The organism is Streptomyces sp. NPDC086549, from assembly GCF_044746205.1.
Taxonomy (GTDB): Bacteria; Actinomycetota; Actinomycetes; order Streptomycetales; family Streptomycetaceae; genus Streptomyces.
Genome location: NZ_JBIVBS010000015.1, coordinates 12,658 through 36,182 on the forward strand (window position 1 = coordinate 12,658; position 23,525 = coordinate 36,182).

Annotated in this window: 21 protein-coding genes and 1 pseudogene; 16 read left to right on the forward strand and 6 right to left on the reverse strand. The window is 70.9% G+C overall.

All coding sequences use genetic code 11. The features are described from left to right. The first annotated feature begins 290 nt into the window (after positions 1-290). On the forward strand, positions 291-1,397 hold the full coding sequence (locus ACIPSA_RS36790; protein ID WP_402642775.1) for a substrate-binding domain-containing protein: 1,107 nt from the start codon (positions 291-293) through the stop codon (positions 1,395-1,397). Here the strand turns inward: ACIPSA_RS36790 and ACIPSA_RS36795 are convergent. Beyond that, positions 1,390-1,620, reverse strand: a pseudogene (locus tag ACIPSA_RS36795) (hypothetical protein); the annotation flags it as partial. The gene ACIPSA_RS36790 and the pseudogene ACIPSA_RS36795 sit on opposite strands and share 8 nt — an antisense overlap. Positions 1,621-1,970: 350 nt before the next feature. Between ACIPSA_RS36795 and ACIPSA_RS36800 the strand changes: the two are divergent. Continuing rightward, on the forward strand, positions 1,971-3,017 hold the full coding sequence (locus ACIPSA_RS36800) for a LuxR C-terminal-related transcriptional regulator (RefSeq protein WP_402642778.1): 1,047 nt from the start codon (positions 1,971-1,973) through the stop codon (positions 3,015-3,017). A 21-nt stretch (positions 3,018-3,038) separates the two neighbouring features. Here ACIPSA_RS36800 and ACIPSA_RS36805 read toward each other — a convergent pair whose 3' ends face one another. After that, positions 3,039-4,076, reverse strand: coding sequence for a helix-turn-helix transcriptional regulator (locus ACIPSA_RS36805; protein ID WP_402642780.1), 1,038 nt, complete (start codon positions 4,074-4,076; stop codon positions 3,039-3,041). A 273-nt stretch (positions 4,077-4,349) separates the two neighbouring features. Here ACIPSA_RS36805 and ACIPSA_RS36810 point away from each other — a divergent pair, with 273 nt between their 5' ends. Then, positions 4,350-4,685, forward strand: coding sequence for a hypothetical protein (locus ACIPSA_RS36810; RefSeq protein ID WP_402642781.1), 336 nt, complete (start codon positions 4,350-4,352; stop codon positions 4,683-4,685). A 238-nt stretch (positions 4,686-4,923) separates the two neighbouring features. On the opposite strand, the gene ACIPSA_RS36815 is transcribed toward ACIPSA_RS36810, so the two are convergent. Further along, a complete protein-coding gene (locus tag ACIPSA_RS36815; RefSeq protein ID WP_402642784.1) occupies positions 4,924-5,337 on the reverse strand; it encodes a pyridoxamine 5'-phosphate oxidase family protein in 414 nt (137 codons plus the stop codon). Between the two features lie 131 nt (positions 5,338-5,468). Between ACIPSA_RS36815 and clpB the strand changes: the two genes are divergently transcribed. Continuing rightward, on the forward strand, positions 5,469-8,066 hold the full coding sequence (gene clpB / locus ACIPSA_RS36820) for an ATP-dependent chaperone ClpB (RefSeq protein WP_402643266.1): 2,598 nt from the start codon (positions 5,469-5,471) through the stop codon (positions 8,064-8,066). Between the two features lie 3 nt (positions 8,067-8,069). Here clpB and ACIPSA_RS36825 read toward each other — a convergent pair whose 3' ends face one another. After that, complete coding sequence (locus tag ACIPSA_RS36825; protein WP_402642786.1) at positions 8,070-8,570, reverse strand: hypothetical protein; 501 nt, start codon at positions 8,568-8,570, stop codon at positions 8,070-8,072. 139 nt (positions 8,571-8,709) lie between these two features. Between ACIPSA_RS36825 and ACIPSA_RS36830 the strand changes: the two genes are divergently transcribed. After that, positions 8,710-9,243, forward strand: a complete 534-nt coding sequence (locus ACIPSA_RS36830; RefSeq protein WP_402642787.1) for a YbjN domain-containing protein — start codon at positions 8,710-8,712, stop codon at positions 9,241-9,243. A 19-nt stretch (positions 9,244-9,262) separates the two neighbouring features. Here ACIPSA_RS36830 and ACIPSA_RS36835 read toward each other — a convergent pair whose 3' ends face one another. Continuing rightward, positions 9,263-10,471: a hypothetical protein gene (locus ACIPSA_RS36835; protein ID WP_402642790.1), complete on the reverse strand. Its 1,209-nt coding sequence runs from the start codon at positions 10,469-10,471 to the stop codon at positions 9,263-9,265. A gap of 203 nt (positions 10,472-10,674) precedes the next feature. Between ACIPSA_RS36835 and ACIPSA_RS36840 the strand changes: the two genes are divergently transcribed. After that, positions 10,675-10,989, forward strand: a complete 315-nt coding sequence (locus tag ACIPSA_RS36840; RefSeq protein ID WP_402642792.1) for a hypothetical protein — start codon at positions 10,675-10,677, stop codon at positions 10,987-10,989. A 106-nt stretch (positions 10,990-11,095) separates the two neighbouring features. Here the strand turns inward: ACIPSA_RS36840 and ACIPSA_RS36845 are convergent, their stop codons facing one another. Continuing rightward, the gene (locus ACIPSA_RS36845) at positions 11,096-12,292 is read right to left on the reverse strand and encodes a pyridoxal phosphate-dependent aminotransferase (protein WP_402642794.1); all 1,197 of its coding nucleotides are present in this window, start codon (positions 12,290-12,292) and stop codon (positions 11,096-11,098) included. Between the two features lie 883 nt (positions 12,293-13,175). Between ACIPSA_RS36845 and ACIPSA_RS36850 the strand changes: the two genes are divergently transcribed. From ACIPSA_RS36850 to kynU, 10 genes are all read left to right on the forward strand, one after another. Continuing rightward, entirely contained in the window at positions 13,176-13,715 is a 540-nt protein-coding gene (locus ACIPSA_RS36850) for a DUF2617 family protein (protein ID WP_402642797.1), read from the forward strand. 102 nt (positions 13,716-13,817) lie between these two features. After that, positions 13,818-15,458, forward strand: coding sequence for a polyamine aminopropyltransferase (locus tag ACIPSA_RS36855; protein WP_402642800.1), 1,641 nt, complete (start codon positions 13,818-13,820; stop codon positions 15,456-15,458). A gap of 205 nt (positions 15,459-15,663) precedes the next feature. Next, complete coding sequence (locus tag ACIPSA_RS36860) at positions 15,664-16,494, forward strand: SRPBCC domain-containing protein (RefSeq protein ID WP_402642802.1); 831 nt, start codon at positions 15,664-15,666, stop codon at positions 16,492-16,494. Positions 16,495-16,548: 54 nt separating this feature from the next. Beyond that, entirely contained in the window at positions 16,549-17,337 is a 789-nt protein-coding gene (locus ACIPSA_RS36865; RefSeq protein WP_402642805.1) for an aldose 1-epimerase, read from the forward strand. A 10-nt stretch (positions 17,338-17,347) separates the two neighbouring features. Continuing rightward, positions 17,348-17,896, forward strand: a complete 549-nt coding sequence (gene pyrE / locus ACIPSA_RS36870) for an orotate phosphoribosyltransferase (RefSeq protein WP_402642808.1) — start codon at positions 17,348-17,350, stop codon at positions 17,894-17,896. A 202-nt stretch (positions 17,897-18,098) separates the two neighbouring features. Further along, entirely contained in the window at positions 18,099-19,121 is a 1,023-nt protein-coding gene (fbaA, locus tag ACIPSA_RS36875; protein WP_402642811.1) for a class II fructose-bisphosphate aldolase, read from the forward strand. Positions 19,122-19,187: 66 nt separating this feature from the next. Beyond that, entirely contained in the window at positions 19,188-20,639 is a 1,452-nt protein-coding gene (locus ACIPSA_RS36880) for an MFS transporter (protein WP_402642813.1), read from the forward strand. 144 nt (positions 20,640-20,783) lie between these two features. After that, the gene (locus ACIPSA_RS36885; RefSeq protein WP_402642815.1) at positions 20,784-21,197 is read left to right on the forward strand and encodes a DUF3151 domain-containing protein; all 414 of its coding nucleotides are present in this window, start codon (positions 20,784-20,786) and stop codon (positions 21,195-21,197) included. A 146-nt stretch (positions 21,198-21,343) separates the two neighbouring features. Next, positions 21,344-22,192, forward strand: a complete 849-nt coding sequence (locus tag ACIPSA_RS36890) for a tryptophan 2,3-dioxygenase family protein (RefSeq protein ID WP_402642818.1) — start codon at positions 21,344-21,346, stop codon at positions 22,190-22,192. After that, complete coding sequence (kynU, locus tag ACIPSA_RS36895; protein WP_402642820.1) at positions 22,185-23,408, forward strand: kynureninase; 1,224 nt, start codon at positions 22,185-22,187, stop codon at positions 23,406-23,408. The genes ACIPSA_RS36890 and kynU overlap by 8 nt, the downstream gene beginning before the upstream one ends. The last annotated feature ends 117 nt before the right edge of the window (positions 23,409-23,525 follow it).

Below are 23,525 nucleotides of genomic sequence, written 5' to 3' on the forward strand. Positions count from 1 at the left end.
TCCTCTGGTCGAGTCGGAACAACGGCTTCCGGCCGTCGGTGATCACGACTCGCGAGGAATGGAGTTGGTTGTACGGATCTTTGCCCTCCCATGAACTTCCGTTCGATGGAGGGTCCGTAAAGAGTGTTTGGAGGTGATTCCGTTCCCTCTTCACAAGAGCAGCGGAGCGTGCTGTTGCGCACTCGTTAAGTGATTCCGCTTGACGCCAGGTGCGGCGGACGCGTTGTCTTTTCAGACATCTGGGTCGCAAACAGCCCCACGTCCGGAACGCACCTGAAGTGAGCCCCCGAATGCGTCGTATCGCCATATCCGTGGCAGCCTCCACGATGACCCTCTCGCTCGCCGGCTGCGGCGTGCTGAACGCTTCGGGGAGTTCGGCCGACGCCAGCCCGACCAAGGGCAACGACCTCACGGTGGGGCTGCTGCTGCCGGAGACGGCGAACACGCGGTACGCGAAGTTCGACTACCCCATCATCAAGAACAAGGTCGCCGAGCTCACCAAGAAGCAGGGCAAGGTCGAGTACGCCAACGCGGCGGCGGACGCCGACAAGCAGGCCCGGCAGATGCAGCAGATGGTCGCCGACAAGGTCGACGTCATCCTGCTCGACGCGGTCGACTCGCACGCCATCGCGGGCGAGGTGAAGAAGGCCAAGGAAGCGGGCATTCCGGTCATCGCGTACGACCGTCTCGCCGAGGGCCCGATCGACGCGTACATCTCCTTCGACAACGAGCTCGTCGGCGAGGTGCAGGCCCGCACCCTGCTGGAGGCCCTCGGCTCGAACGCCGACACCTCCGACAAGGTCGTCATGGTGAACGGCTCGCCGACCGACCCGAACGCCAAGCAGTTCAAGTCGGGCGCGCTGTCCGAGCTGAACGGCAAGGTGACGATCGCGGCGCACTACGACACCAAGGACTGGAAGCCGGAGAACGCCCAGGCCGAGATGACCGAGGCGATCAACCTGATCGGCAAGGGCAACATCGCCGCTGTCTACTCCGCCAACGACGGCATGGCGGCCGGTGTCATCAAGGCCCTCAAGGCCGCCGGCGTCACGGCCATGCCGCCGATCACCGGCCAGGACGCCGAGCTGGACGGGGTGCAGCGGATCGTCACCGGCGAGCAGTACATGACCATCTACAAGTCCTACCCGGCCGAGGCCGAGGCCGCGGCGGAGATGGCCGTCGCCAAGGTCCAGGGCAAGGACATCCAGTTCGACGCCCTCACCCAGGACCACGTCGACAGCCCGACCAACAAGAACATCCCGTCCCAGCTGGTCACCGTGACCGCCCTGACGCGGAAGAACATCAAGAGCACGGTCATCGCGGACGGCATCTACAAGCTCTCCGACATCTGCGACGCCACGTACAAGGCGGCGTGCGCGGCGATCCACCTCAAGTAGCCGGTCGGGCCCTCCTCCGAGGGCCCTTCACGCAGGTCAATGCGGCGGGGGCGTGAGTGTTCACCCGCGAGGGTGCGGGACGACGGCTGCGTGGCCGTCCACGCGTACGACACGCCGTCGGCGCCCGCAGGTTGTCCGCCAGGACGCGGAAGTCCCCGGCCGCGTCCCGGATCAGGCCGATTCCGGCCACATGGACGCGCACCTCGCCTGGCGGCTCGGCCGCCTGGGCGGCGGGTGGGTCATGCCCCGGTCGGTGCCGGCGCGGGCCGTCCGATCGGGCCGGAAGCCCAGTTCACCAGGTCCGGCCCAGGCGGCTGCCCCGGCCTGACGGAGGTGCCGGGCCGGGGCAGCGCCGGGTGTCCGGACATCCGGGGCAAGCGGTACAACGATGTACCTCTGGCCAGAGGTTCACCACCATCAGCTTGTTGCAATGGGAGGGGATGAGGCCGGGAGGAACCGGGTGATACCGGTGGTTTGCGGCGAGAGTGGCGCGGGGAGCCGTGTTGCGGAGCCGGATCCGTCCGCGCATAGTTGCGCCACGGAAGTGGCAGCAAACCGGGGGTGGAATGGGCGATGGCCGGGCACGGAACGGAGGAGCATCCACACGGTGCCGACCGACTGTGCGGGGCCGGGGACCGCGTGTATTCCCGGGCCGTACGGCGGGGCCGCGTGCCGCGCTCGGACGCCGCGCCGGTGCCCTGCCTGCTTGAGCTCGCCCTGCTGCACCCGGACCCCGACGACATGGACTGGCTGGTGCCGACCTCCCCGCAGGAGGTCATGACCCGGCTGCTGCGCGGGGTGTACGACGAGGTCAGGGAGAGCCAACGGCGGGTCGGTACGGCCGTGGCGGCCTTCGAGCGGTACTCCGGGCTCGGCCGCCAGCTCCAGGCGTCGGCGTCGGCTTCGCCGGAGGGCACGGCGATCCGGGTGCTGGACGGGCTGTCCCGGATCCAGGCCGCGATGGACGAGGCGACCGAGGCCTGCACGACCGAGGTGCTGACGGTGCAGCCCGGCGGCATCCGGCGGGAGGCCGAGCTCACCGAGGGCCTGCACCGGGCGCTGACGCTGCGCGGCCGGGGCGTGCGCATGCGCGACCTGTACACGCACGTGGCCCGGCACGGCCAGGGCCTGCTCAACTACCTGGAGCTGATGGGTGACGCGGTGGAGGCCCGGACCCTCGACGAGGTCATCGACCGGCTGATCCTCTTCGACCGTACGGTGGCCTTCATCCCCGCCAACGCCGACCGCACGATGGCCCTGGAGCTGCGCCACCCGGCCCTGGTCGAATACCTGGTGACGGTCTTCGAGCGGCTGTGGCGTCTCGCGGTCCCGCTGACGGCTCCGCTGCCGGACACCGGCATCGAGGGCATCTCCCACCGCGAGCAGTCCATCGCCGCGCTCCTTGCGGAGGGCCACCAGGACGCGGTGATCGCCGAGCGGCTGGGCATCAGCGTCCGTACCTGCCGGGCCCATATCGCCCGGCTGTCGGAGACGCTGGGTGCGGTGAGCCGGACCCAGCTGGGCGTGCGGATAGCACAGGTGGGGCTGGACGGGGCGCCGCGCGGCGGCGAGCCGGTCACGGTCAGGATCGCGGATCAGGAATCCCGGACCGTCCGATGAGGCAGCCGAGCCGGGCCCGGCTCATCCCTGTGCCCGTCCCGGGGGCGGTGAGGTGTCCTGGTCGAGGATCCCCGACTGGGCGATGCGGTAGCCGAGCTGGGCGCGGCTGCCGCTGCCCAGGACCTGGGCCAGCTTGGCGATGTGGGCGCGGCAGGTGCGTACGTTCATGCCCAGCCGACGGGCTATGGCCTCGTCGACATGGCCCTCCACCAGGAGCTTGGCGATGGAGTGCTGGATCTCGGTGATGCCGCCGGAGTCGGCCGCGTACGGGCCCCCGGCGCTCATCGGAACGGCCCGGTCCCACAGGTACTCGAAGACCTTCATGAGATAGCGGACCAGGCCGGGGTGGCGCAGCTCCAGGGCGACCTTCTGGTCGTCGCGGGCCGGGATGAAGGCGATCGCCCGGTCGACGATGATCAGACGCTCGACCAGTTCGTCGATGGTGCGGTACTCGACCTGGCCGTCGGAGAGCTGGGCCGAGTACGCCAGCTTCTCCGGGTTGTAGCGGGCCGTGTGCTGGTACAGGCTCCGGATCTTCACACCGCGTTCGAGCAGGGCCCGGTCGCGTTCCAGGCCCTGCAGCAGGCTGGTCTCCGATATGCGGTCGGACGGCTGTACCGTGACGAGTTCGGTCCGCACCTGTGAAGTGGCAAGGTCGAGCGCCGCGTTGATCCGTTCACCGCCTTCGAGGACAGTGATGGAGTCGCTGGGCATGCTCACTTCGGCGCCGATCGACATGAACGGCTCGAATATCTGGGACAGTTCGACCGACAGGTTCCTGCGTTCGGTGATCTCGCGCTCGATCGGGTTGAGTCGCCGGGCCAGTGCGATGGCCGGCGGGACCGGGCGGAGCCAGCTGGGATCGTCGGGATCGGGGTGGAGGAGGGCGAGTTCCATCAGGCAGGGAGCGGACTCCGCGTCCGTGCGGGCCACGCGTCCCGCACGCAGAGCGGTGGCGTAAAGGCTGCTGCCTTCGTCACACAGCTCGGTTATCGCGTGAGGATGTGTCGCTTTCGCCTGATGCGTTGCCAAATCTCCACCCCCCAGGGTCCTGAACATGCAGGAACATGATGCACCGATTGTGTGGCCACCACGTGCCCGAATGAGCCATCGTCGTACCTGGCGGGGGAAAAGGGGACCTTCAAGTGAGGACGAAGCCGACAATGCGTAACAGGCTGCTTCGCTCGGTGCTAGGCGCCGCCTTTTCCGCCCTGATAGCCGTCGGGGTGCTCAGTGGCATCTCCGGCGCGAAGAGTGACCTCAAGGCGATCACCGAATGGCCTTCGGTGGCCGCGCACACCGACGCGACGGCAGCAGGAGCTGGGAGCTGACGTGACCACCCCACCCGACGACCGATCCTTCCGCCGTGAAATGGCCACTGCCTACCGGTCCGGCTGGCACTTCATCGACCTGGTCACCGCCATCCCCCACGGCGGTGACTCGCTGATGGTGACCGTCTTCGGTGAGCCGGTCGTCGTCACGCGGGACGAGGACGAGGACGTACGGGCGTACCGGTGCCTGCGCAAGCCCCGTGGTGCGCCGCAGCCCGTGCGATGTGCCGTCCGGTACGGAATGATCTTTGTGAACCTGGACCAACGAGACCATCGGCTGGCGGAGCCGGAGGTTTCGGATGTGAGGACCATCTCGGCCACCCCCCGCAGTGCCTGACGCGATTCCCCCGTCGTAAAAGATCGCTCAGGTACTTCCCCCCGCAGCGGCGTCACCGTGACCTGAACACGGTGACGCCGCTGCAGTTTTGCGGGGGACATTTCGGTGTACGGGCGGTTTTCGGTCTCGTCGACGGTGGCCGGATTCCGACGGGGCGTGTTTCCGCCGCCCTGGGCGGTCATTCGCGGTCGTCTGCGGTCGTCTGCGGTCGTGCGCGGTCGTCCGAGGTCGTCCGAGGTCACCCGCGCCCCAGTGCCCGCTCCACCTCGATCTCGATCAGCACCCGGTTCGGGTTCGGTGAGGGCGTCCTTTCGTAACGCTCGGCATAGCGCCGCTCCGCCTCCGCGACCCGGTCCGGGTCGGCGTGCAGGAAGGCCCGCCCCTCCAGCGTCGCCCAGCGCCGGCCGTCGACCTGGCAGACGGCGACCCGGGCGCCGAACGGAGCGGCCGCGAGGACGTGCGCCGCCTTCGCGCTCGACTTGTTCGTCAGCACCCGAGCAAGCCGCGCCCCGGGGTCGTATGTCACGCCGACAGGTACGACGTGCGGGCTGCCGTCCGGGCGGAGCGTCGTCAGCGTGCACAGGTGGCGCTCCCGCCAGAAGGCGAGGTACGACGCGTCCGGGGCGCCCGGGTCTACGGAGTATGTACTCATGGGTCCGGAAGCTAGCTCCTCAAGGCTCCCCGCACCTACCTTGAGTGGAATAGACTCAACTTTGTGTACGCTGGTTAAGTCAGCAGTGGGAGATGCGGCAGACAGCCGAAGCCGAGGAGGAGAACGCGAACGTGGACGCCGAGCTGACCAACAGGAGCCGGGACGCGATCAACGCGGCCACCAACCGGGCCGTGACCGAGGGGCACCCGGACCTCACGCCCGCCCATCTGCTTCTGGCTCTGCTCCAGGGGCAGGACAACGAGAACATCGTCGACCTGCTGGCCGCGGTCGACGCCGACCAGGCCGCCGTACGGTCCGGAGCGGAGAAGGCCCTCGCCGCGCTGCCCAGCGTGACCGGATCCACCGTCGCGCCCCCGCAACCCAACCGCGAGCTGCTCGCCGTCATCGCGGACGCGGCCGAGCGCGCGAAGGAACTCGGCGACGAGTACCTCTCCACCGAACATCTGCTCATCGGCATCGCCGCGAAGGGCGGCGCCGCCGGCGACGTGCTCTCCCGGCAGGGGGCCACCGCGAAGAAGCTGCTGGACGCCTTCCAGAAGGCGCGGGGAGGACGCCGGGTGACCACCACCGACCCGGAGGGGCAGTACAAGGCCCTGGAGAAGTTCGGCACCGACTTCACCGCCGCCGCGCGCGACGGCAAGCTCGACCCCGTCATCGGCCGGGACCAGGAGATCCGCCGCGTCGTGCAGGTGCTCTCCCGCCGCACCAAGAACAACCCCGTGCTCATCGGCGAGCCCGGCGTCGGCAAGACCGCCGTCGTCGAGGGGCTCGCCCAGCGGATCGTGAAGGGTGACGTCCCCGAGTCCCTGAAGGACAAGCGGCTCGTCGCGCTCGACCTCGGCGCCATGGTCGCCGGGGCCAAGTACCGCGGTGAGTTCGAGGAGCGCCTGAAGACCGTCCTCGCCGAGATCAAGGGCTCCGACGGGCAGATCATCACCTTCATCGACGAGCTCCACACCGTGGTGGGCGCGGGCGCGGGCGGCGACTCCGCCATGGACGCCGGCAACATGCTCAAGCCCATGCTCGCCCGCGGTGAGCTGCGCATGGTCGGCGCCACCACCCTCGACGAGTACCGCGAGCGGATCGAGAAGGACCCGGCGCTGGAGAGGCGCTTCCAGCAGGTGCTGGTCGCCGAGCCCACCGTCGAGGACACCATCGCCATCCTGCGCGGGCTCAAGGGCCGCTACGAGGCCCACCACAAGGTGCAGATCGCGGACAGCGCGCTGGTGGCCGCGGCCACCCTCTCCGACCGGTACATCACCTCCCGCTTCCTCCCCGACAAGGCCATCGACCTGGTCGACGAGTCCGCCTCCCGCCTCCGCATGGAGATCGACTCGTCCCCGGTCGAGATCGACGAACTCCAGCGCGCCGTCGACCGGTTGAAGATGGAGGAACTGGCCCTCGACAAGGAGACCGACCCGGCCTCCCGCGAACGCCTGGAGAAGCTGCGCCGCGACCTAGCCGACAAGGAGGAGGAGCTGCGGGGCCTCAACGCCCGCTGGGAGAAGGAGAAGCAGTCCCTCAACCGGGTCGGCGAGCTGAAGGAACGCCTCGACGACCTGCGCGGGCAGGCCGAACGCGCCCAGCGCGACGGCGACTTCGACTCCGCCTCCAAGCTGCTGTACGGCGAGATCCCCGCCCTGGAGAAGGAGCTGGAGGCCGCCTCCGAGGCCGAGGAGGAGGCCGCCCGGGACACGATGGTGAAGGACGAGGTCGGCTCCGACGACATCGCCGACGTCGTCGCGTCCTGGACCGGCATCCCCGCCGGCCGCCTCCTGGAAGGCGAGACGCAGAAGCTGCTGCGCATGGAGGACGAGCTGGGCAAGCGGCTCATCGGCCAGGCCGAGGCCGTACGGGCCGTGTCGGACGCCGTGCGCCGCAGCCGCGCCGGCATCGCCGACCCGGACCGCCCCACCGGTTCCTTCCTCTTCCTCGGCCCGACCGGCGTCGGCAAGACCGAACTCGCCAAGGCGCTCGCCGACTTCCTCTTCGACGACGAGCGGGCCATGATCCGCATCGACATGTCGGAGTACAGCGAGAAGCACAGCGTGGCCCGTCTGGTCGGCGCGCCCCCCGGCTACGTCGGCTACGAGGAGGGCGGCCAGCTCACCGAGGCCGTGCGCCGACGCCCGTACAGCGTGGTGCTGCTCGACGAGGTGGAGAAGGCGCACCCCGAGGTCTTCGACATCCTCCTCCAGGTGCTGGACGACGGGCGGCTGACGGACGGTCAGGGCCGCACGGTCGACTTCCGCAACACCATCCTCGTCCTCACCTCCAACCTGGGCAGCCAGTACCTGGTCGACCCGGTCCTCGGCGAGGAGGAGAAGAAGGGGCAGGTGCTGGAGACGGTCCGGGCCTCCTTCAAGCCGGAGTTCCTCAACCGGCTCGACGACCTGGTGGTCTTCTCCGCGCTGAACAAGGAGGAGCTGGGCCGGATCGCGCGGCTCCAGATCGACCGCCTGGCCAAGCGCCTCGCCGAGCGCCGCCTCGCCCTGGAGGTCACGCCCGAGGCCCTGGCCTGGCTCGCCGACGAGGGCAACGACCCGGCGTACGGCGCCCGGCCGCTGCGCCGTCTCGTCCAGACGGCCATCGGTGACCGCCTGGCCAAGGAGATCCTGGCCGGCGAGGTCAAGGACGGCGACACGGTCCGCGTGGACGCCTTCGGCGACGGGCTGATCGTGGGCCCGGCGACCGGGAAGACGCTGTGACGCTCACTCGGTGAACGCGGAGAACCGTACGAGGGCCCGGTCCGGGCCCTCGTACGTGACGCTGACGGACACCCCGTCCGCGCCGAAACCGGTGGCGGTGCTGCCCGGTACATGACCGCCGTAGTCGTCGTCGCCCGGCGTGAGACCCAGCTCCAGACAGAGGTCGGCCGTGTCGTCGCAGGACTCGCCCAGCCGGTCCGGATCGTCGGCAGCGTCGGGATATGTCTTCTTCAGCCAGTCGTGCACGCCGTCCCTCGGCATCCGGAACCGGGCCCAGTAGTCGGTGTCCATCCACGCCCGCACCGAGCAGTCGGTGTCGTACGCCCCGTCCGGCAGTTCCGCCCCGCCGAAGGCGAGTGCCTCGGCGCACGGCACCTTCTCGCCCTGGTCCGGGTCCCAGGTCATGAGCCTCCACACGGTCACGACCAGCCAGAGCATGCCCAGCGCGGGAAGCACCGCGATCGCCGCGATCAGCCACCGCCTTCTTCGCCCTTGCGCCCCCACGACGACCCCCTTCGTTCACGGGTTCTCCGCCCGACCGGACGGATCATGTCAGCCGACGGCTGACAGGCGGGGGCGGGGCTTGCCACCCCCCTCCCCGCATGGGGGAGGATGACAGGATCCGTACGAAGGGAAATTCACGGTGACCATCGACCCGTCCTCGATTCCGAACTTCGGGGGCCAGCCCGAGCCGCAGCCCCAAGGACCGGCGGGCCCCGTCGTCCCGGATCAGGACCTCGTGAAGCAGCTCCTCGACCAGATGGAGCTCAAGTACGTCGTCGACGACGAGGGTGACCTCGCGGCGCCGTGGGAGCAGTTCCGTACGTACTTCATGTTCCGCGGGGAGGCCGAACAGGCGGTCTTCTCGGTGCGCACGTTCTACGACCGCCCCCACAAGATCGACGAGAAGCCGCAGCTGCTGGAGTCCATCGACGACTGGAACCGGCGGACCCTGTGGCCCAAGGTGTACAGCCACACCCACGACGACGGCACCGTCCGCCTCATCGGCGAGGCGCAGATGCTGATCGGTACCGGCGTCGACCTCAATCACTTCGTCTCCTCCACCGTCAGCTGGGTGCGGGCCGCGATCGAGTTCGACAAGTGGCTCGTCGAGCAGCTCGGCCTCGAGCAGGAGATCGACGAGGCGGAGAAGCCCGAGGACGACGACGAGGAGTAGGACCTCGGCACCCGCTCGGTTACAGCGGCGTGTGGGCGAACACCACCAGATACGCGCCATACACGAAGGAGAGCCCGGCCAGGGCGCAGACCACCACGGTCGCGTGCCACGGCCGGGCTCTCGCCGTCCGCACCAGCGCCCGTGCCAGCGGCAGCAGCAGCGGGAACGCGGGCAGCAGGAAGCGCGGCTTGGACTCGAAGAAGCCGGAGCCGCCCAGCGCGATGAGGAGCAGGACGCCGCTGTGGACGAGGAGGGGGAGCGGGGCGCGGTCGACGACCAGCAGCACGTACATCAGCACGCCCGCCGCCACGATCACCATCGTCATGGGGAAGACGAACCGGTTGCCGTGCAGCAGGAGCTGACGGACGAAGTGCAACGACCCGCGCCCGAAGTCGAACCGCGACCCCCACAGCCGCTGCACCTCGAAGTACCCGCCCAGCAGGTTCCCCTTGCGCCGGCCGACCCAGAGCACGTACGCCGTCCACCCCAGCGGGGCGAGCGCCGCGCCCGTCCACAGCCTGTGGGAAACGCGGCCGCCGCGGCGGCGCACCCGGTACGCCTCGCAGGCCGCCGCCGCGATGACGGCGGCGGCGACCGCGAAACCGTTGGGCCGGGACAGCCCGGCCAGCGCCGCCAGGCTCCCGGCCCGCAGCCAGTTCCCGCTCAGCACCGCGTACAGCGACCAGGCGGCGAAGGCGGTGAGCACCGGCTCCGTGTACGCCATCGACAGCACGACGGAGTGCGGGAGCAGCCCCCAGAGCAGCACCAGCGCCGTGCCCACGGCCCTGCCGTGCAGCCGCGCCCCGATCGCGTAGATCCCGCAGGCGGCGACCCCGGCCGCGGTCCACGAGACGATCAGCCCGGCGGCGCCCCCGCCCAGCGGGGTCAGGGCGGTCACGATCCGCACCAGCGCCGGGTAGAGCGGGAAGAAGGCCAGGTCGCTGTGGATGACGGTGGGGTGGAAGTACAGGGTGCGGCCGTAGCCGTGCGCGGCGATGCCCAGGTACCAGACCGAGTCCCAGGACCGGCCGAGCAGGGCGAGCGGCTGTCTGCCGGTGGCCCAGGCGGCCACGGCGAGCACGGCCGCCCCGGAGATCCGGGCGACGGCGAACAGCCCGACGGCGACCCCGCTCGCCGCGGCGAGCGACAGCCGGGGGCCGACGCGTTCCCGGGGGCCGGGCTGCTGTGTGACGGCGGGAGAGGCGAGGGTGGTGCTGGCGTGGCTCACATCTCCGCACCTTGCAGGGGGGCGGGCCGGGGCGCGAGCAGAAGACATCCGAGCGGGTGTGCTTCCCCGCGAACCGGCGTGGCGGCGTGACACGCCGTCCTTCGTCTGCCTTGCCCGACCCGCGCTCGGGATGGGCGAAGATCGGTCACGACCATTCAGGAGCTCGGTCACGACCGACTCAGCCGACCGAACCGGGGGCAAACGTGTTCACCAAGAAGGAAACGCACTTCGTCGTCCTGAACGACCTCGACAAGGCACGCGCCGCGCTTCAGGAGGCGCTGGGAAAGGCCGAGCGTGACGAGGCGCCGGGGCTTCGGCGGGCGCTGGAGATAGTCGACGGGATCGGCGCGGGCGGGGACCCGCGGGTGCGCTGGGCCCGGGAGGTGCTCGCCGGGCAGGGCATCGACCCGCGGGCCCGGGAGGTCCACGCGGTCAAGGCCCTGCGCGAGGCCCTGCCCGGGCTGAGTCTCGTCGCGGCCGTGGACCTGGTCCGCCAGTGCCAGGCGGCGGCCGCCTAGCCGACCCTGCCTGGCCCGGCCCGGCCCCGCCTAGCCCGGCCTGGCCCTGTCGGCCCGGCCTGGCCCTGTCGGCCCGGCCTGGCCCTGTCGGCCCGGCCTGGCCGCGTCAGAGGCTGCGCAGGCGCTCCACGGCCTCCCGCAGGACTTCCTCTCGTTTGCAGAAGGCGAAGCGGACGAAGGGGGCGCCCGCGTCGCGGTCGTCGTAGAAGACGGCGTTGGGGATGGCGACCACGCCCGCGCGTTCGGGCAGGGCACGGCAGAAGGCGAAGCCGTCCTTCTCGCCGAGCGGGCGGATGTCGGTGGTGACGAAGTAGGTGCCGGCGGGCTTGAAGACCTCGAAGCCCGCCTCCGCCAGACCCGTCGCCAGCACGTCCCGCCTGGCCAGCATCGAGTCGCGGAGACCGGTGAAGTACGAGTCCGGCAGCGAGAGGGCCTCGGTCACCGCGTACTGGAACGGCCCCGACGCCACGTACGTCAGGAACTGCTTCACCGAGCGCACCGCCGCCACCAGCTCCGGCGTGGCCGTCACCCAGCCGACCTTCCAACCGGTGAAGGAGAACGTCTTCCCCGCGGAGCCGATCGTGACCGTCCGCTCCCGCATCCCGGGGAAGGAGGCGAGGGGCAGGTGCTCGGCGTCGTCGAAGACCAGGTGTTCGTAGACCTCGTCCGTGACCACCAGCAGGTCCCGCTCCACCGCCAGCTCCGCGATCGCGGTCAGCTCCGCGCGGGTGAGGACCGTGCCGGTCGGGTTGTGCGGGGTGTTGATCAGCAGCAGGCGGGTGCGGTCCGTCACCGCCGCGCGCAGCTCGTCGAGGTCCAGGCGGAAGCTCGCGCCGGCCCCGTCGATGTGCGGGCGCAGGGTGACCGGGACGCGGATGCCGCCCGCCATCGCGATGCTCGCTGCGTAGGAGTCGTAGTACGGCTCGAACGCGATGACCTCGTCACCCGGTTCGAGCAGCGCGAGCAGGGAGGCGGCGATGGCCTCGGTGGCGCCCGCCGTGACCAGGACCTCGGTGTCGGGGTCGTGGGACAGGCCGTAGCGGCGCTGCTGGTGCGCGGCGATCGCGGTGCGCAGCTCGGGGATGCCGGGGCCCGGCGGGTACTGGTTGCCGTGGCCCTCGCGCAACGCGCGCACGGCCGCTTCGCGGATCTCCTCGGGGCCGTCCGTGTCGGGGAAGCCCTGGCCCAGGTTGATCGACCCGGTCCGCAAGGCCAGGGCGGACATCTCGGCGAAGATCGTCGTCCCGAACTCGGCGAGCCGACGGTTGAGCAGAGGGCGTGCGCTGGAGGTCATGCCGGTCATCCTGCGCCGAAGCTCTGGAGTTCCTCAACTCTGCTTTGGCGGAAGAGGCGGCCGGGCATCCCCGTGTCACGCGGCGGTCACACGGCGGCCGCACGAGTGGCGAGGCGCCCACGGGGGGCCGCTTCGGGGGAACGGAAGGAGGGTGACGCCATGGTCGTCGGCATCATCCTGGCGGTGATCGCGGTCCTGTTCGTCGGGGCCGTGGTGAGGGGGGCGCGCAAGAACCGGTACGGCAAGAGGTACCGGAGCGGGGCCCGGTCGTCGTCTTCATCGTCCTCGTCGTCGTACGACGACGGCGGCGGCAGCTGGTGGGTGGCGGGCGGCGCGGGCGCCGGCTCGTCCGGGGGGAACCACGGGAACGGAGGCCACCACGGGCACCACGGGGGTCACTCGTGCGGCGGCGGACACTCCTCCTGCGGTGGCGGGTCGTCGTGCGGAGGAGGGTCGTCGTGCGGAGGGGGATCGTCGTGCGGCGGCGGAGGCGGATGCGGGGGAGGCGGCTGACACGGGGCAGCTGAGCTCCGGAAGAACAGGGGGAACCGTATCCGGGCCGCACATCGGGCGCCCGTCGGGAGAAGACATCCGGCGGGCGCTCCGGCGTATGCGCGGGGCGCCAGGCGCGCTCTGTGGTTGAACAGTTGAGCTGTTGAGCCCCCTGAGGGATGGAAACCCCACGAACTTGGGTAAAAACGCTGTGGCGGCGCCACAGTTCATGATTCCCTCTAAAACACCAACGCAGCCCCTCGGACGTCCTGCAGACACCTTTCCCCGGCTGGGCCGGCGGGGCCCACCGGGCGGACGTGGCCGATCTTCCGGTACCGACCGAGGTGCTTAGGGCCACACTCCCTCTTCTTCTCTCTTTGCGTGCTAGCGGAGCCGACCCATGCTCACGACCCTGAACACCTCCTACACCGATACGCGCGCGGCCGACCTAGCCTGGGCCCTGGGACGCGAGCCGCTCCCCGCCCTCGCCACGCTCGACCTCGAACTGGCTGGGGCAAAGCTCCAGTTGAGACTCCTTGGCGCGTCCCACCAGGTACTCCTGGAAGAGGAGCAGGGAGGCTGTTCGGAGACGGTGGCGTGCATCCCGGGGTCCAGCACGCCCCTGCCGCTGGGCGTCGCCAAGCGGGTCGGCGACTGGGAGTACGAGTTCGCGGCCCGCGTGGAGGTCCTCTCGCCCGGCTCCTTCGCGGGCCGGGCACAGGAGTTGCTGGCCCTCGTCTCCGACCACCCGCAGGGCCTCGCCGGCGTCTTCCCAGGCAGCCCCCACGCCTTCACGGCGCTGCTCGCCCAGCGGCACGAGGGCCAGGTGCACTGGCGCACCTGGCACGCGTATCCGCAGGACGGACAACTGGTGGCGACCCGGACGCGGGTGGGCGCACGGGTGCCGGCGGCTCAACTCGACCAGCCGGAAGGCCCCTAGGGCAATCAGCGGGACGACACAAACGCGTGGCGTGTCAACTGCCCTTCAGATCCACACGTGTGGGTGACGAAGCGTACCGAGCGTGTGACGTAACGTCGCAGAGTGATCGAACCGCACGCGCCCGTCCGACCCGGCACACCGCCGCCCTGGGGCGCCCCCGCGCGGCTGCCCGTACGGCCCGGGACCGGGCGGTTCCTGGTCCTCGCGTGCGTCTTCGTCTGCGCGGCCTGCGGACTCGTGTACGAACTCGAACTCGTCGCCCTCGCCTCGTACTTGATCGGTGACTCGGTCACCCAGGCATCCGTCGTGCTGTCCGTCATGGTCTTCGCGATGGGCATCGGTTCCCTCGTCGCGAAACGGCTGCGCTGGCACGCGGCCGCCGCTTTCGGCGCGGTGGAGGCGACGCTCGCGCTCACCGGCGGATGCAGCGCGATGGCGCTGTACGCGGTCTTCGCCTGGACCGGCGGCTGGGGCGGCCTGTGGGCCAACGGCCCCCGCTGCCTCCTGGTCGCCTTCTCCCTCGCCATCGGCCTCCTCATCGGAGCCGAGGTCCCGCTGCTGATGGAGCTGATCCAGCGCATCCGGCGCCAGGACGCGGGCGGCGCGGTGGCCGACCTGTTCGCGGCGGACTACGTGGGCGCGCTGGTCGGCGGCCTGGCCTTCCCCTTCCTGCTGCTGCCCTTCCTGGGCCAGTTGACCGGCGCCCTGCTCACGGGCACGGTCAACGTCGTCGCCGGCGGAGCCCTGGTCCTCGGCCTGTTCCATCGCGACCTCACCCGGCGCGCACGCTGGGTGCTGCTGATCGCCAACCTCACCGTGCTCGGCGTCCTCGCCTCCGCCGCCGTACTCGTCGACGACTTCGAACGGGCCGCCCGGCACGCGGTGTACGGCAAGGACGTACGCGTCGCCCTCCAGACCGGCGTCCAGGAAGTGGTCCTCACCGGTGGCACGCACGGCCGCCCGCTCGACCTCTTCCTGGACGGCCGGCTGCGGGTCGGCGGCCGTGACGAGCGCCGCTACCACGAGGCGCTGGTCCAGCCCGCGGTACACGGCCCCCACGCGCGCGTGCTGATCCTCGGCGGCGGGGACGGGCTGGCGGCGCGGGAGGTGCTGCGCCATGCGGACGTACGGCGGGTCGACGTGGTCGAACTCGACGCCGGTCTCGTCCGGCTGGCCCGCCACGACCCGGCGCTGTCACGCCTCAACGGCCACGCGTACGACGACGACCGTGTGCACGTCACCACCGCGGACGCGTTCTGCTGGCTGCGCGGGGCGCCCGCGGCGGCGTACGACGTCGTGATCGCCGACCTGCCCGATCCCGGCATCACCGCCAGCACCAAGCTGTACTCGCAGGAGTTCTACGGTCTGGCCCGGCGGGTCCTGGCCCCCGGCGGACGTCTGGTGGTGCACGCGGGGCCCGTCTCGGCCCGCCTCCGCGTCTTCTGGACGGTGGACGCCACCCTCCGGGCGGCCGGTTTCGCCACCGCCCCCTACCGGGTCCCCGGCCACGACTCCGGCTTCGCCGCGGGCCCGGACCGCTCCGTCGGCGCGTCCCGCGCCCCGCACGACTGGGGTTTCATCCTGGCCGCCCCGGGAGCGTCCACGCCTGAGCTGAACCTGGATCCCCGGGGGCCACGACCGCGAACGCTCACCCGGACGGCCCTGGCGGCGGACGCCCGAGCGGCGGCCCGTACGCGGATCGGGGGGTTGCCGGCCTCGACGCTGGTGCACCCGCGGTACTGAGCGAGCGGCGAATTCACTTTGCGTCGAGCGGCGACTTTTCGGCTCCGGCCGGGATTATCAGCCCGTCCGGCGATTGAGGACGAGGCCGTCCAGGCCGAAGCGGGGGTCTGGGGGCGGCTGCCCCCGGTGGACGACACCAGCACCGAGTGACTTACCAGCGCAGGGGAGGGTACACACCGCCCCCACCTGGGTAGGCTTCGCGGACATGGAGCACGACGTCTTCGTTCCGGTTGCGGCCGAGCGGCTGAGAGAGGCGCTCGCCGACCCCGCGCGGGTCGCCCGGGCGGTTCCCGGGCTCCAGCAGGACGCCGGCGCCGAGCCGGTCGCGGGCCGGCTGAAGGTGCGCGTCGGCAGTCACTCCGTCACCTACCGCGGGTCGGTCCGCGTCACCCCCAAGGAGGACGGCTCGTACGCCGTCGAGGGGGACGCCACCGAAGCCCGCGGCACCGGCTCCGTCAAACTCGCCCTCACCCTCCGCCTGCGGGACACGGACGGCGGCACCACCGTCACCGTCGACGGCACGGCTTCCGCGGACGGGCGCGTCGCGGAACTGCCGGCGGAGGCGGTGACTTCGGCGGCGACACGCCTGCTGAACCGCTTCGTGGAGAGGCTGGGCGCGGAGACGGAGGAGCCCGAGGCCGAGCCCGAGGCACACACCTCGGTCTTCGACACCGAGATCCCGCCGCCCTCCCTGGCCCCCTCCACGGACGACGACATCCACGAGGCCATTCCGGACGACGTCCACGAGGACGTCCATGAGGACGTCCAGGACATCCATGAGGACATCCAGGACGTCCCTTCCGGTGATTTCACCGAGTCGGCCGAACCGCCCGCCGAGGCGGCGCACGCGCGGCGCACGATGATCGGCCGCAGCGCGGAGGAGGTGGACCACGCTCCGCCGCGCGGCCGCTACGCCCCCGTACCGGCCCCGCAGACCGTCGCCGCGCACACGACGCTCCGCTGGGCGGCACCGGCCGCGGCCCTGGTCCTCGCGTCGGCGATCGTGGTGGGCCGGGCGCTGCGCAGACGCCGCTGACCGGCCTCTGACGACTCGTCGGCGTCCTCTTGATCCCCCCAGTAGGGTCGTCCCGTGAGTAACAAAGACATCACGCTGACCGCGGGCGACGCGGAAGCGACGGTGCAGCCCGGCAACGGCGGCCGTATCGGAGGGCTCCGGGTCGGTGGCGTCGAACTGCTCCGGCAGGGCGACCGCTTCGGCTGCTTCCCGATGGTCCCCTGGTGCGGCCGCATCAGGGACGGCCGCTTCCTGAACGGCGCCACCGCCCACCAGATGCCGCTCAACTCCCCTCCGCACGCCATCCACGGCACCGCCCGCGACGGCGCCTGGCGCATCGCCCGCGTCAGTGCCGAGGAGGCGGTCGTCACGTACGACCTGGCCGACCCCTGGCCCTACTCCGGCCGAGTCACCCAGGTCGTCGCCCTGGCCGAGGACTCCCTGACGCTCACCATGTCCGTGGAGACGTACGACTCGTCCTTCCCGGCACAGATCGGCTGGCACCCGTGGTTCAACCGGAACCTGGGGGGAGAGGACGCACAGCTCGCCTTCAGCCCCGCCTGGCAGGAGGAGCGCGGCGACGACCACCTGCCCACCGGCAACCGCATCGACCCGAAGCCCGGCCCCTGGGACGACTGCTTCGGCATGCCCGGAGGCGTCGACGTCACGCTCACCTGGCCGGGCCAACTGGAGCTGAAGGTGGCCAGCCGGGAGGAGTGGGTCGTCGTCTACGACGAGCAGGAGGCGGCCGTGTGCGTCGAGCCCCAGACGGGACCGCCGAACGGCCTGAACACCCTCCCGCGCCTGGTCACTCCCCTCGAACCGCTGGAGGCCACGACCACCTGGAGCTGGCGCCGCCTCTAAGCTGGTCGGCATGACGGACGTACGCGGCGCGCTGCTGCAGCAGATCAAGGACAAGGCCGTGGTGCACGGCAAGGTGACCCTGTCGTCGGGCAAGGAAGCCGACTACTACATCGACCTCCGTCGGATCACGCTGGACGGCGAGGCCGCGCCGCTGGTCGGTCAGGTCATGCTCGACCTGACCGGCGAGCTGGACTTCGAGGCGGTCGGCGGGCTGACGCTGGGCGCCGACCCCGTCGCGACCGCGATGCTGCACGCCTCCGCCGCGCGCGGGAAGGTGCTCGACGCCTTCGTCGTACGCAAGGCGGGCAAGGCGCACGGCCTGCAGCGCCGGATCGAGGGGGCGGAGGTGAAGGGCCGCCGTGTCCTCGCCGTCGAGGACACCTCCACCACCGGCGGCTCGGTGCTGACCGCCGTCGAGGCGCTGCGCGAGGCCGGTGCGGAGGTCGTCGCCGTCGCCACGATCGTGGACCGGGCGACCGGTGCGGCCGAGGCGATCGCCGAACAGGCCGGGGTGCCGTACCTGTTCGCCTTTTCGAAGGACGACCTGGGTCTCGACTGACGTACGGCATTGACGTACGGCATCGGCATTGACGCACGGGGTTGACGCACGGCCTTGACCAGGGCGTGACCACTACTTGACCAGGGGCATTGAGCATCGGCTCGTGTCTGGAAAGATGGGGCTGACGATGACGTCAAACCCAAGGTCTAGGTCAGGGCCGTAGTACGCAGATCTTCAACCCGCACACTCAAGGAGCGGACAGATGCCCATCGCAACCCCCGAGGTCTACAACGAGATGCTCGACCGGGCGAAGGCAGGCAAGTTCGCCTACCCGGCCATCAACGTCACCTCGACCCAGACCCTGCACGCTGCGCTGCGCGGTTTCGCGGAGGCGGAGAGCGACGGCATCGTCCAGATCTCGACCGGCGGTGCGGAGTTCCTCGGCGGTCAGTACAGCAAGGACATGGTGAGCGGCGCGGTCGCGCTCGCCGAGTTCGCGCACATCGTCGCGGAGAAGTACCCGGTCAACATCGCCCTGCACACGGACCACTGCCCGAAGGACAAGCTCGACGGGTACGTACGTCCGCTGCTCGCGCTCTCCGAGGAGCGCGTCAAGGCCGGCCGCAACCCGCTGTTCCAGTCCCACATGTGGGACGGCTCCGCCGAGACCCTGGCCGACAACCTGGCCATCGCGCAGGAGTTGCTCGAGCAGGCCCGTCGCGCCAACATCATCCTCGAGGTGGAGATCACCCCGACCGGTGGCGAGGAGGACGGCGTCTCCCACGAGATCAACGACTCCCTGTACACCACGGTCGAGGACGCGATCCGCACCGCCGAGGCGCTCGGCCTGGGCGAGAAGGGCCGCTACCTGCTGGCCGCCTCCTTCGGCAACGTGCACGGCGTGTACAAGCCGGGCAACGTGGTCCTGCGTCCCGAGCTGCTGAAGGAGCTGAGCGAGGGCGTCGCCGCCAAGTTCGGCAAGACGTCTCCGTTCGACTTCGTCTTCCACGGCGGCTCCGGCTCCACCGAGCAGGAGATCCAGACCGCGCTGGAGAACGGCGTCGTGAAGATGAACCTGGACACGGACACCCAGTACGCCTTCACCCGTCCGGTCGCCGCCCACATGTTCCAGAACTACGACGGCGTCCTGAAGGTCGACGGCGAGGTCGGCGACAAGAAGGCCTACGACCCGCGTACCTGGGGCAAGCTGGCCGAGGCGTCGATGGCCGCCCGTGTCGTCGAGGCGACGCAGAACCTGCGGTCGGCCGGCAACAAGATCAAGTAAGCACGTCCGACGACGTATACAGCGGACCCGGTGCCACGGCACCGGGTCCGCTGTATATCTGGAGGCATGTCCGACGTCCGGCTGGCCTCATCCCAGGGCAGGTGGATCCTGCTCACCACGATCCTCGGCTCCAGCATGGCCCTGCTGGACTCGACCGTCGTCAATGTCGCCCTCCCACGCATCGGCGACGACCTGAACGCGAGCCTGGCCCAGCTGCAGTGGACGGTCAACGCGTACATGCTCACCCTGGCCGGGCTGATCCTGCTGGGCGGCTCCCTGGGCGACCGCTACGGCCGCCGCAAGATCTTCGTGCTGGGCGTGGTCTGGTTCGCCACGGCGTCCCTGCTGTGCGGGCTCGCCCCGAACGCCACCGCCCTCGTCGCCTCCCGCGCCCTCCAGGGCATCGGCGGCGCCCTCCTCACACCGGGCTCCCTCGCCCTGATCCAGGCCTCCTTCCATCCGGACGACCGGGCCAGGGCCGTCGGCCTGTGGTCGGGGTTCGGGGGTGTCGGGGCGGCCGTGGGCCCGTTCCTGGGCGGCTGGCTGGTGGACGGCCCCGGCTGGCGCTGGGTGTTCCTGCTGAACGTCCCGCTGGCCCTCCTGTGCGCCCCCATCGCCGTACGGCACGTGCCCGAGTCCTCCGCCGGCGGCCAGGGCCGCTTCGACGTCCTCGGCGCGGCCCTGGGCGCCCTGGGGCTGGCTCTGGTGACGTACGCGCTGATCGAGGCCCCCAGCGGGTCGTTCGCCGTCGCCCTCACCGCGGTGGCGGGGCTGGCGGCCGGCGTCGCCTTCGTGTACGTCGAGAAGCACCGGCCCGACCCGATGCTGCCTCTCGACATCTTCGCGTCGCGCCAGTTCACGGCCGTCAACCTGGTCACCCTGTGCGTGTACGCGGCCTTCGGCGGATTCTTCTTCCTCACCGCGCTCCAGCTCCAGGTCGTCTCCGGATACTCGGCCCTTCAGGCAGGCACGGCACTGCTGCCGACCACCGTCCTGATGCTGCTGTTCTCGGCCCGCTCGGGTGCCCTCGCCGACCGCATCGGCCCCCGAATCCCCCTCACCGTCGGCCCGCTCCTCTGCGCCGTCGGGCTGCTGCTGATGCTGCGGGTGGGCCCGCACGCGGTCTACGTGCGGGACGTCCTCCCGGCCCTGCTGGTCATGGGCACCGGCATGGTCGTCCTGGTCGCCCCGCTGACCGCCACCGTCCTCGCCTCCGTGGACACCGCGCGGGCGGGCCTGGCCAGCGGCATCAACAACGCGGCGGCCCGCGCGGCCGGCCTGATCGCGGTGGCCTCGCTGCCGCTGCTGACCGGGATGGGCCCGGAGGCGTACCGCTCGGCGGACGCCTTCGACGCCGCGTTCCGCAGGGCGATGCCGATCTGCGCGGGGGTGCTCGTCGTCGGGGCGGTGCTGGCGTTCGCCTTCGTACGGCGTCCGGCACCGGACTGCCGCCACCCGGAATGCCTCAGGCACGGCTGTGTGACATCGCCGCCGCTGGAGCCGGGGCGCCGTACGTGACTCCGGCCCACCGCACTTGGCCGCGGGTCCGTGGGGAGTGGCCCAGGGGGCGCAGTCCCGCAGTCCCGCAGTCCCGCAGTCCCGCAGTTCCGTAGCCCCGCAGCCCGCGACGCCCGGTGCGCCCCGGTGCGGGAAACTGAACACATGACGATTCACGAGAACCTCCTCGGGGGCCCGCCCCCGACCCACCTCCCCGACGACCCGGAGCCCCGTGAGCTGCTCGCCCAGGGCACGGCGCCGGCGGACGTCGCGGCCAAGTACCCGACCTCCTCGCTCGCCTGGGCCCAGCTGGCCGACGACGCGTTCGAGCGGGGCTCGGTCGTGGAGTCGTACGCCTACGCCCGTACGGGTTACCACCGCGGTCTGGACGCGCTGCGCCGCAGCGGCTGGAAGGGCCACGGCCCCGTCCCCTGGGAGCACGAGCCGAACCGCGGCTTCCTGCGCGCCCTGCACGCCCTCGCCCGCGCCGCGCAGGCGATCGGCGAGCAGGAGGAGTACGAGCGCTGCACGCAGTTCCTGAAGGACTCCTCGCCGACGGCGGCCCAGACGCTGGGCTGACCGGCGCTCGCGGTGTGGCCCGTCCGGCACTGGACGGGCCTTGCCGTGACCGGGGGGGATTACGGAGGATGCCCTTGGGGACCGGGGCCCCCGTGCCGGAATCGGCAGGGGCGGACCGCTACCCGTAGCAACAACAGGAGACAGCGATGTCCCAACAGGCTCACCGGTCCCCCGAGGCTCAGGAGCCCGAGACTCCGCATCTCGACTTCGCGGGCACGACGCCGTACGAGGACTACGTCAAGGCGGACGTGCTCACCCACCTCCAGCACACCCTCTCCGACGATCCCGGAGAGATGGTCTTCCTGGTCACGACCCAGGTTATGGAGCTGTGGTTCACCGTCATCGTCCACGAGTGGGAGACCGCGGCCAGGGCACTCCGTGAGGACCGGATCCCCGTCGCGATCGACGCGCTGAAGCGCTCCGCGCACGAGCTGGAGGCGCTGAACGCCTCCTGGAAGCCGCTCGGCCGGCTCACCCCCGCCCAGTTCAACGCGTACCGCTCCGCCCTGGGCGAAGGCTCCGGTTTCCAGTCGGCGATGTACCGCCGCATGGAGTTCCTGCTCGGCGAGAAGTCCGCGTCGATGCTCGTCCCGCACCGGGGCGCGCCGCGCGTCCACGCGGAGCTGGAGAAGGCGCTGCACGAGCCGAGTCTGTACGACGAGGTGGTACGGCTCCTCGCGCGCCGCGGCCACCCGATCCCCACGTCCGTCCTGCGCCGTGACGCGTCGCTGCGCCACGAGCCCTCGGAAGCCGTAGAGGCCGCCTGGACCGCCGTCTACTCCGGCGACCAGGACGCCGAACTCGCCCTGCTGGGCGAGGCGTTGACCGACGTCGGCGAGCTCGTGTGGCGCTGGCGCAACGACCATCTGGTCGCCACCCGCCGCGCGATGGGCGCGAAGCCCGGCACGGGCGGCTCGGCCGGGGTGGCCTGGCTGGAGAAGCGCGCGCAGAAGAACGTGTTCCCCGAGCTGTGGACGGCGAGGTCCCATGTCTGACCTGAGCATGCGCGCGGAGAAGCTGGACTCCGAGGACGAACTCGCGCACCTGCGGGGCCGGTTCGTCCTCGACTCTGTGTCCGATCATGCGGCTGACGCCGCGGGGGTCTACCTGGACGGCAACTCACTCGGCGCGCTGCCCGCGAACGTCCCCGGGCGGGTCGAGGACGTCGTCCGCCGTCAGTGGGGCGAGCTGCGCATCCGCTCCTGGGAAGAGAGCGGCTGGTGGACCGCGCCCGAGCGGATCGGCGACCGCATCGCTCCGCTGGTCGGGGCGGCACCGGGGCAGATCGTCGTCGGCGACTCCACAAGCGTCAACGTCTTCAAGGCACTTGTGGCCGCCGTACGGATGGCGGGGGAGGGCCGGGACGAGATCCTGGTCGACGCCACGACCTTCCCCACCGACGGGTACATAGCCGAGTCGGCCGCCCGGCTGACCGGCCGTACGCTGCGGCCGGTGACGCCGGCGGAGGTGCCGGGCGCGCTGTCCGGGCGTACGGCCGCGGTCCTGCTCAACCACGTCGACTACCGCACCGGCCGCCTGCACGACCTGCCCTCGCTCACGTCGGCGGTGCACGCGGTGGGCGCGATCGCGGTCTGGGACCTGTGCCACAGCGCGGGCGCGCTGCCGGTGGGCCTGGACGAGCACGGTGTGGACCTGGCGGTCGGCTGCACCTACAAGTACCTGAACGGCGGCCCGGGTTCACCGGCGTACCTGTATGTGCGCAGCGAACTGCAGGACCGCTTCGACTCGCCCCTGCCCGGCTGGAACTCCCACGCCGACCCCTTCGGCATGCGCACGGACTACGCGCCGGCGCCGGGTGCCCTGCGCGGCCGTGTCGGCACGCCGGACATCCTCTCCATGCTCGCCCTGGAGGCCGCGCTGGAGGTCTGGGACGACGCCTCCGTGCACGCGGTGCGCGCCAAGTCCCTCGCCCTGACGGACTTCTTCCTGGAGTGCGTGACGGCGTACGTCCCGGAGGGCGCCGTCGCGTCGCTGACTCCGGCGGCCCACGAGGAGCGCGGCAGCCAGGTCGCGCTGCGCTGTGCGGACGCCGGTGACGTGATGAAGCGGCTGATCGAGCGGGGGGTGGTCGGGGACTTCCGGAACCCCGACGTCCTGCGCTTCGGGTTCACGCCGCTGTATGTCGGGTTCGCGGACGTGGAGCGGGCGGCCCGGGTGCTGGGGGAGGTGCTCGGGCAACTGCCCCGGTAGCCGCCGGAATTCACTGCCCGGCCCGTGGACACGCGGGCCGGGCAGTGGTGCGCCAGGGGAGGAGAACCGTTTAACCTCACCCAGCGTCACATCCCCGTGTCCCCGCACGTCACTGGC

Coding starts and splice junctions, on each gene's coding strand:
- ACIPSA_RS36790 (WP_402642775.1), top strand. CDS start 291: ATGCGTCGTATCGCCATATCCGTGGCAGCCTCCACGATGACCCTCTCG.
- ACIPSA_RS36800 (WP_402642778.1), top strand. CDS start 1,971: ATGGCCGGGCACGGAACGGAGGAGCATCCACACGGTGCCGACCGACTG.
- ACIPSA_RS36805 (WP_402642780.1), bottom strand. CDS start 4,076: ATGTTCAGGACCCTGGGGGGTGGAGATTTGGCAACGCATCAGGCGAAA.
- ACIPSA_RS36815 (WP_402642784.1), bottom strand. CDS start 5,337: ATGAGTACATACTCCGTAGACCCGGGCGCCCCGGACGCGTCGTACCTC.
- ACIPSA_RS36845 (WP_402642794.1), bottom strand. CDS start 12,292: ATGACCGGCATGACCTCCAGCGCACGCCCTCTGCTCAACCGTCGGCTC.
- ACIPSA_RS36850 (WP_402642797.1), top strand. CDS start 13,176: ATGCTCACGACCCTGAACACCTCCTACACCGATACGCGCGCGGCCGAC.
- ACIPSA_RS36860 (WP_402642802.1), top strand. CDS start 15,664: ATGGAGCACGACGTCTTCGTTCCGGTTGCGGCCGAGCGGCTGAGAGAG.
- pyrE (WP_402642808.1), top strand. CDS start 17,348: ATGACGGACGTACGCGGCGCGCTGCTGCAGCAGATCAAGGACAAGGCC.
- fbaA (WP_402642811.1), top strand. CDS start 18,099: ATGCCCATCGCAACCCCCGAGGTCTACAACGAGATGCTCGACCGGGCG.
- ACIPSA_RS36880 (WP_402642813.1), top strand. CDS start 19,188: ATGTCCGACGTCCGGCTGGCCTCATCCCAGGGCAGGTGGATCCTGCTC.
- ACIPSA_RS36885 (WP_402642815.1), top strand. CDS start 20,784: ATGACGATTCACGAGAACCTCCTCGGGGGCCCGCCCCCGACCCACCTC.
- ACIPSA_RS36890 (WP_402642818.1), top strand. CDS start 21,344: ATGTCCCAACAGGCTCACCGGTCCCCCGAGGCTCAGGAGCCCGAGACT.
- kynU (WP_402642820.1), top strand. CDS start 22,185: ATGTCTGACCTGAGCATGCGCGCGGAGAAGCTGGACTCCGAGGACGAA.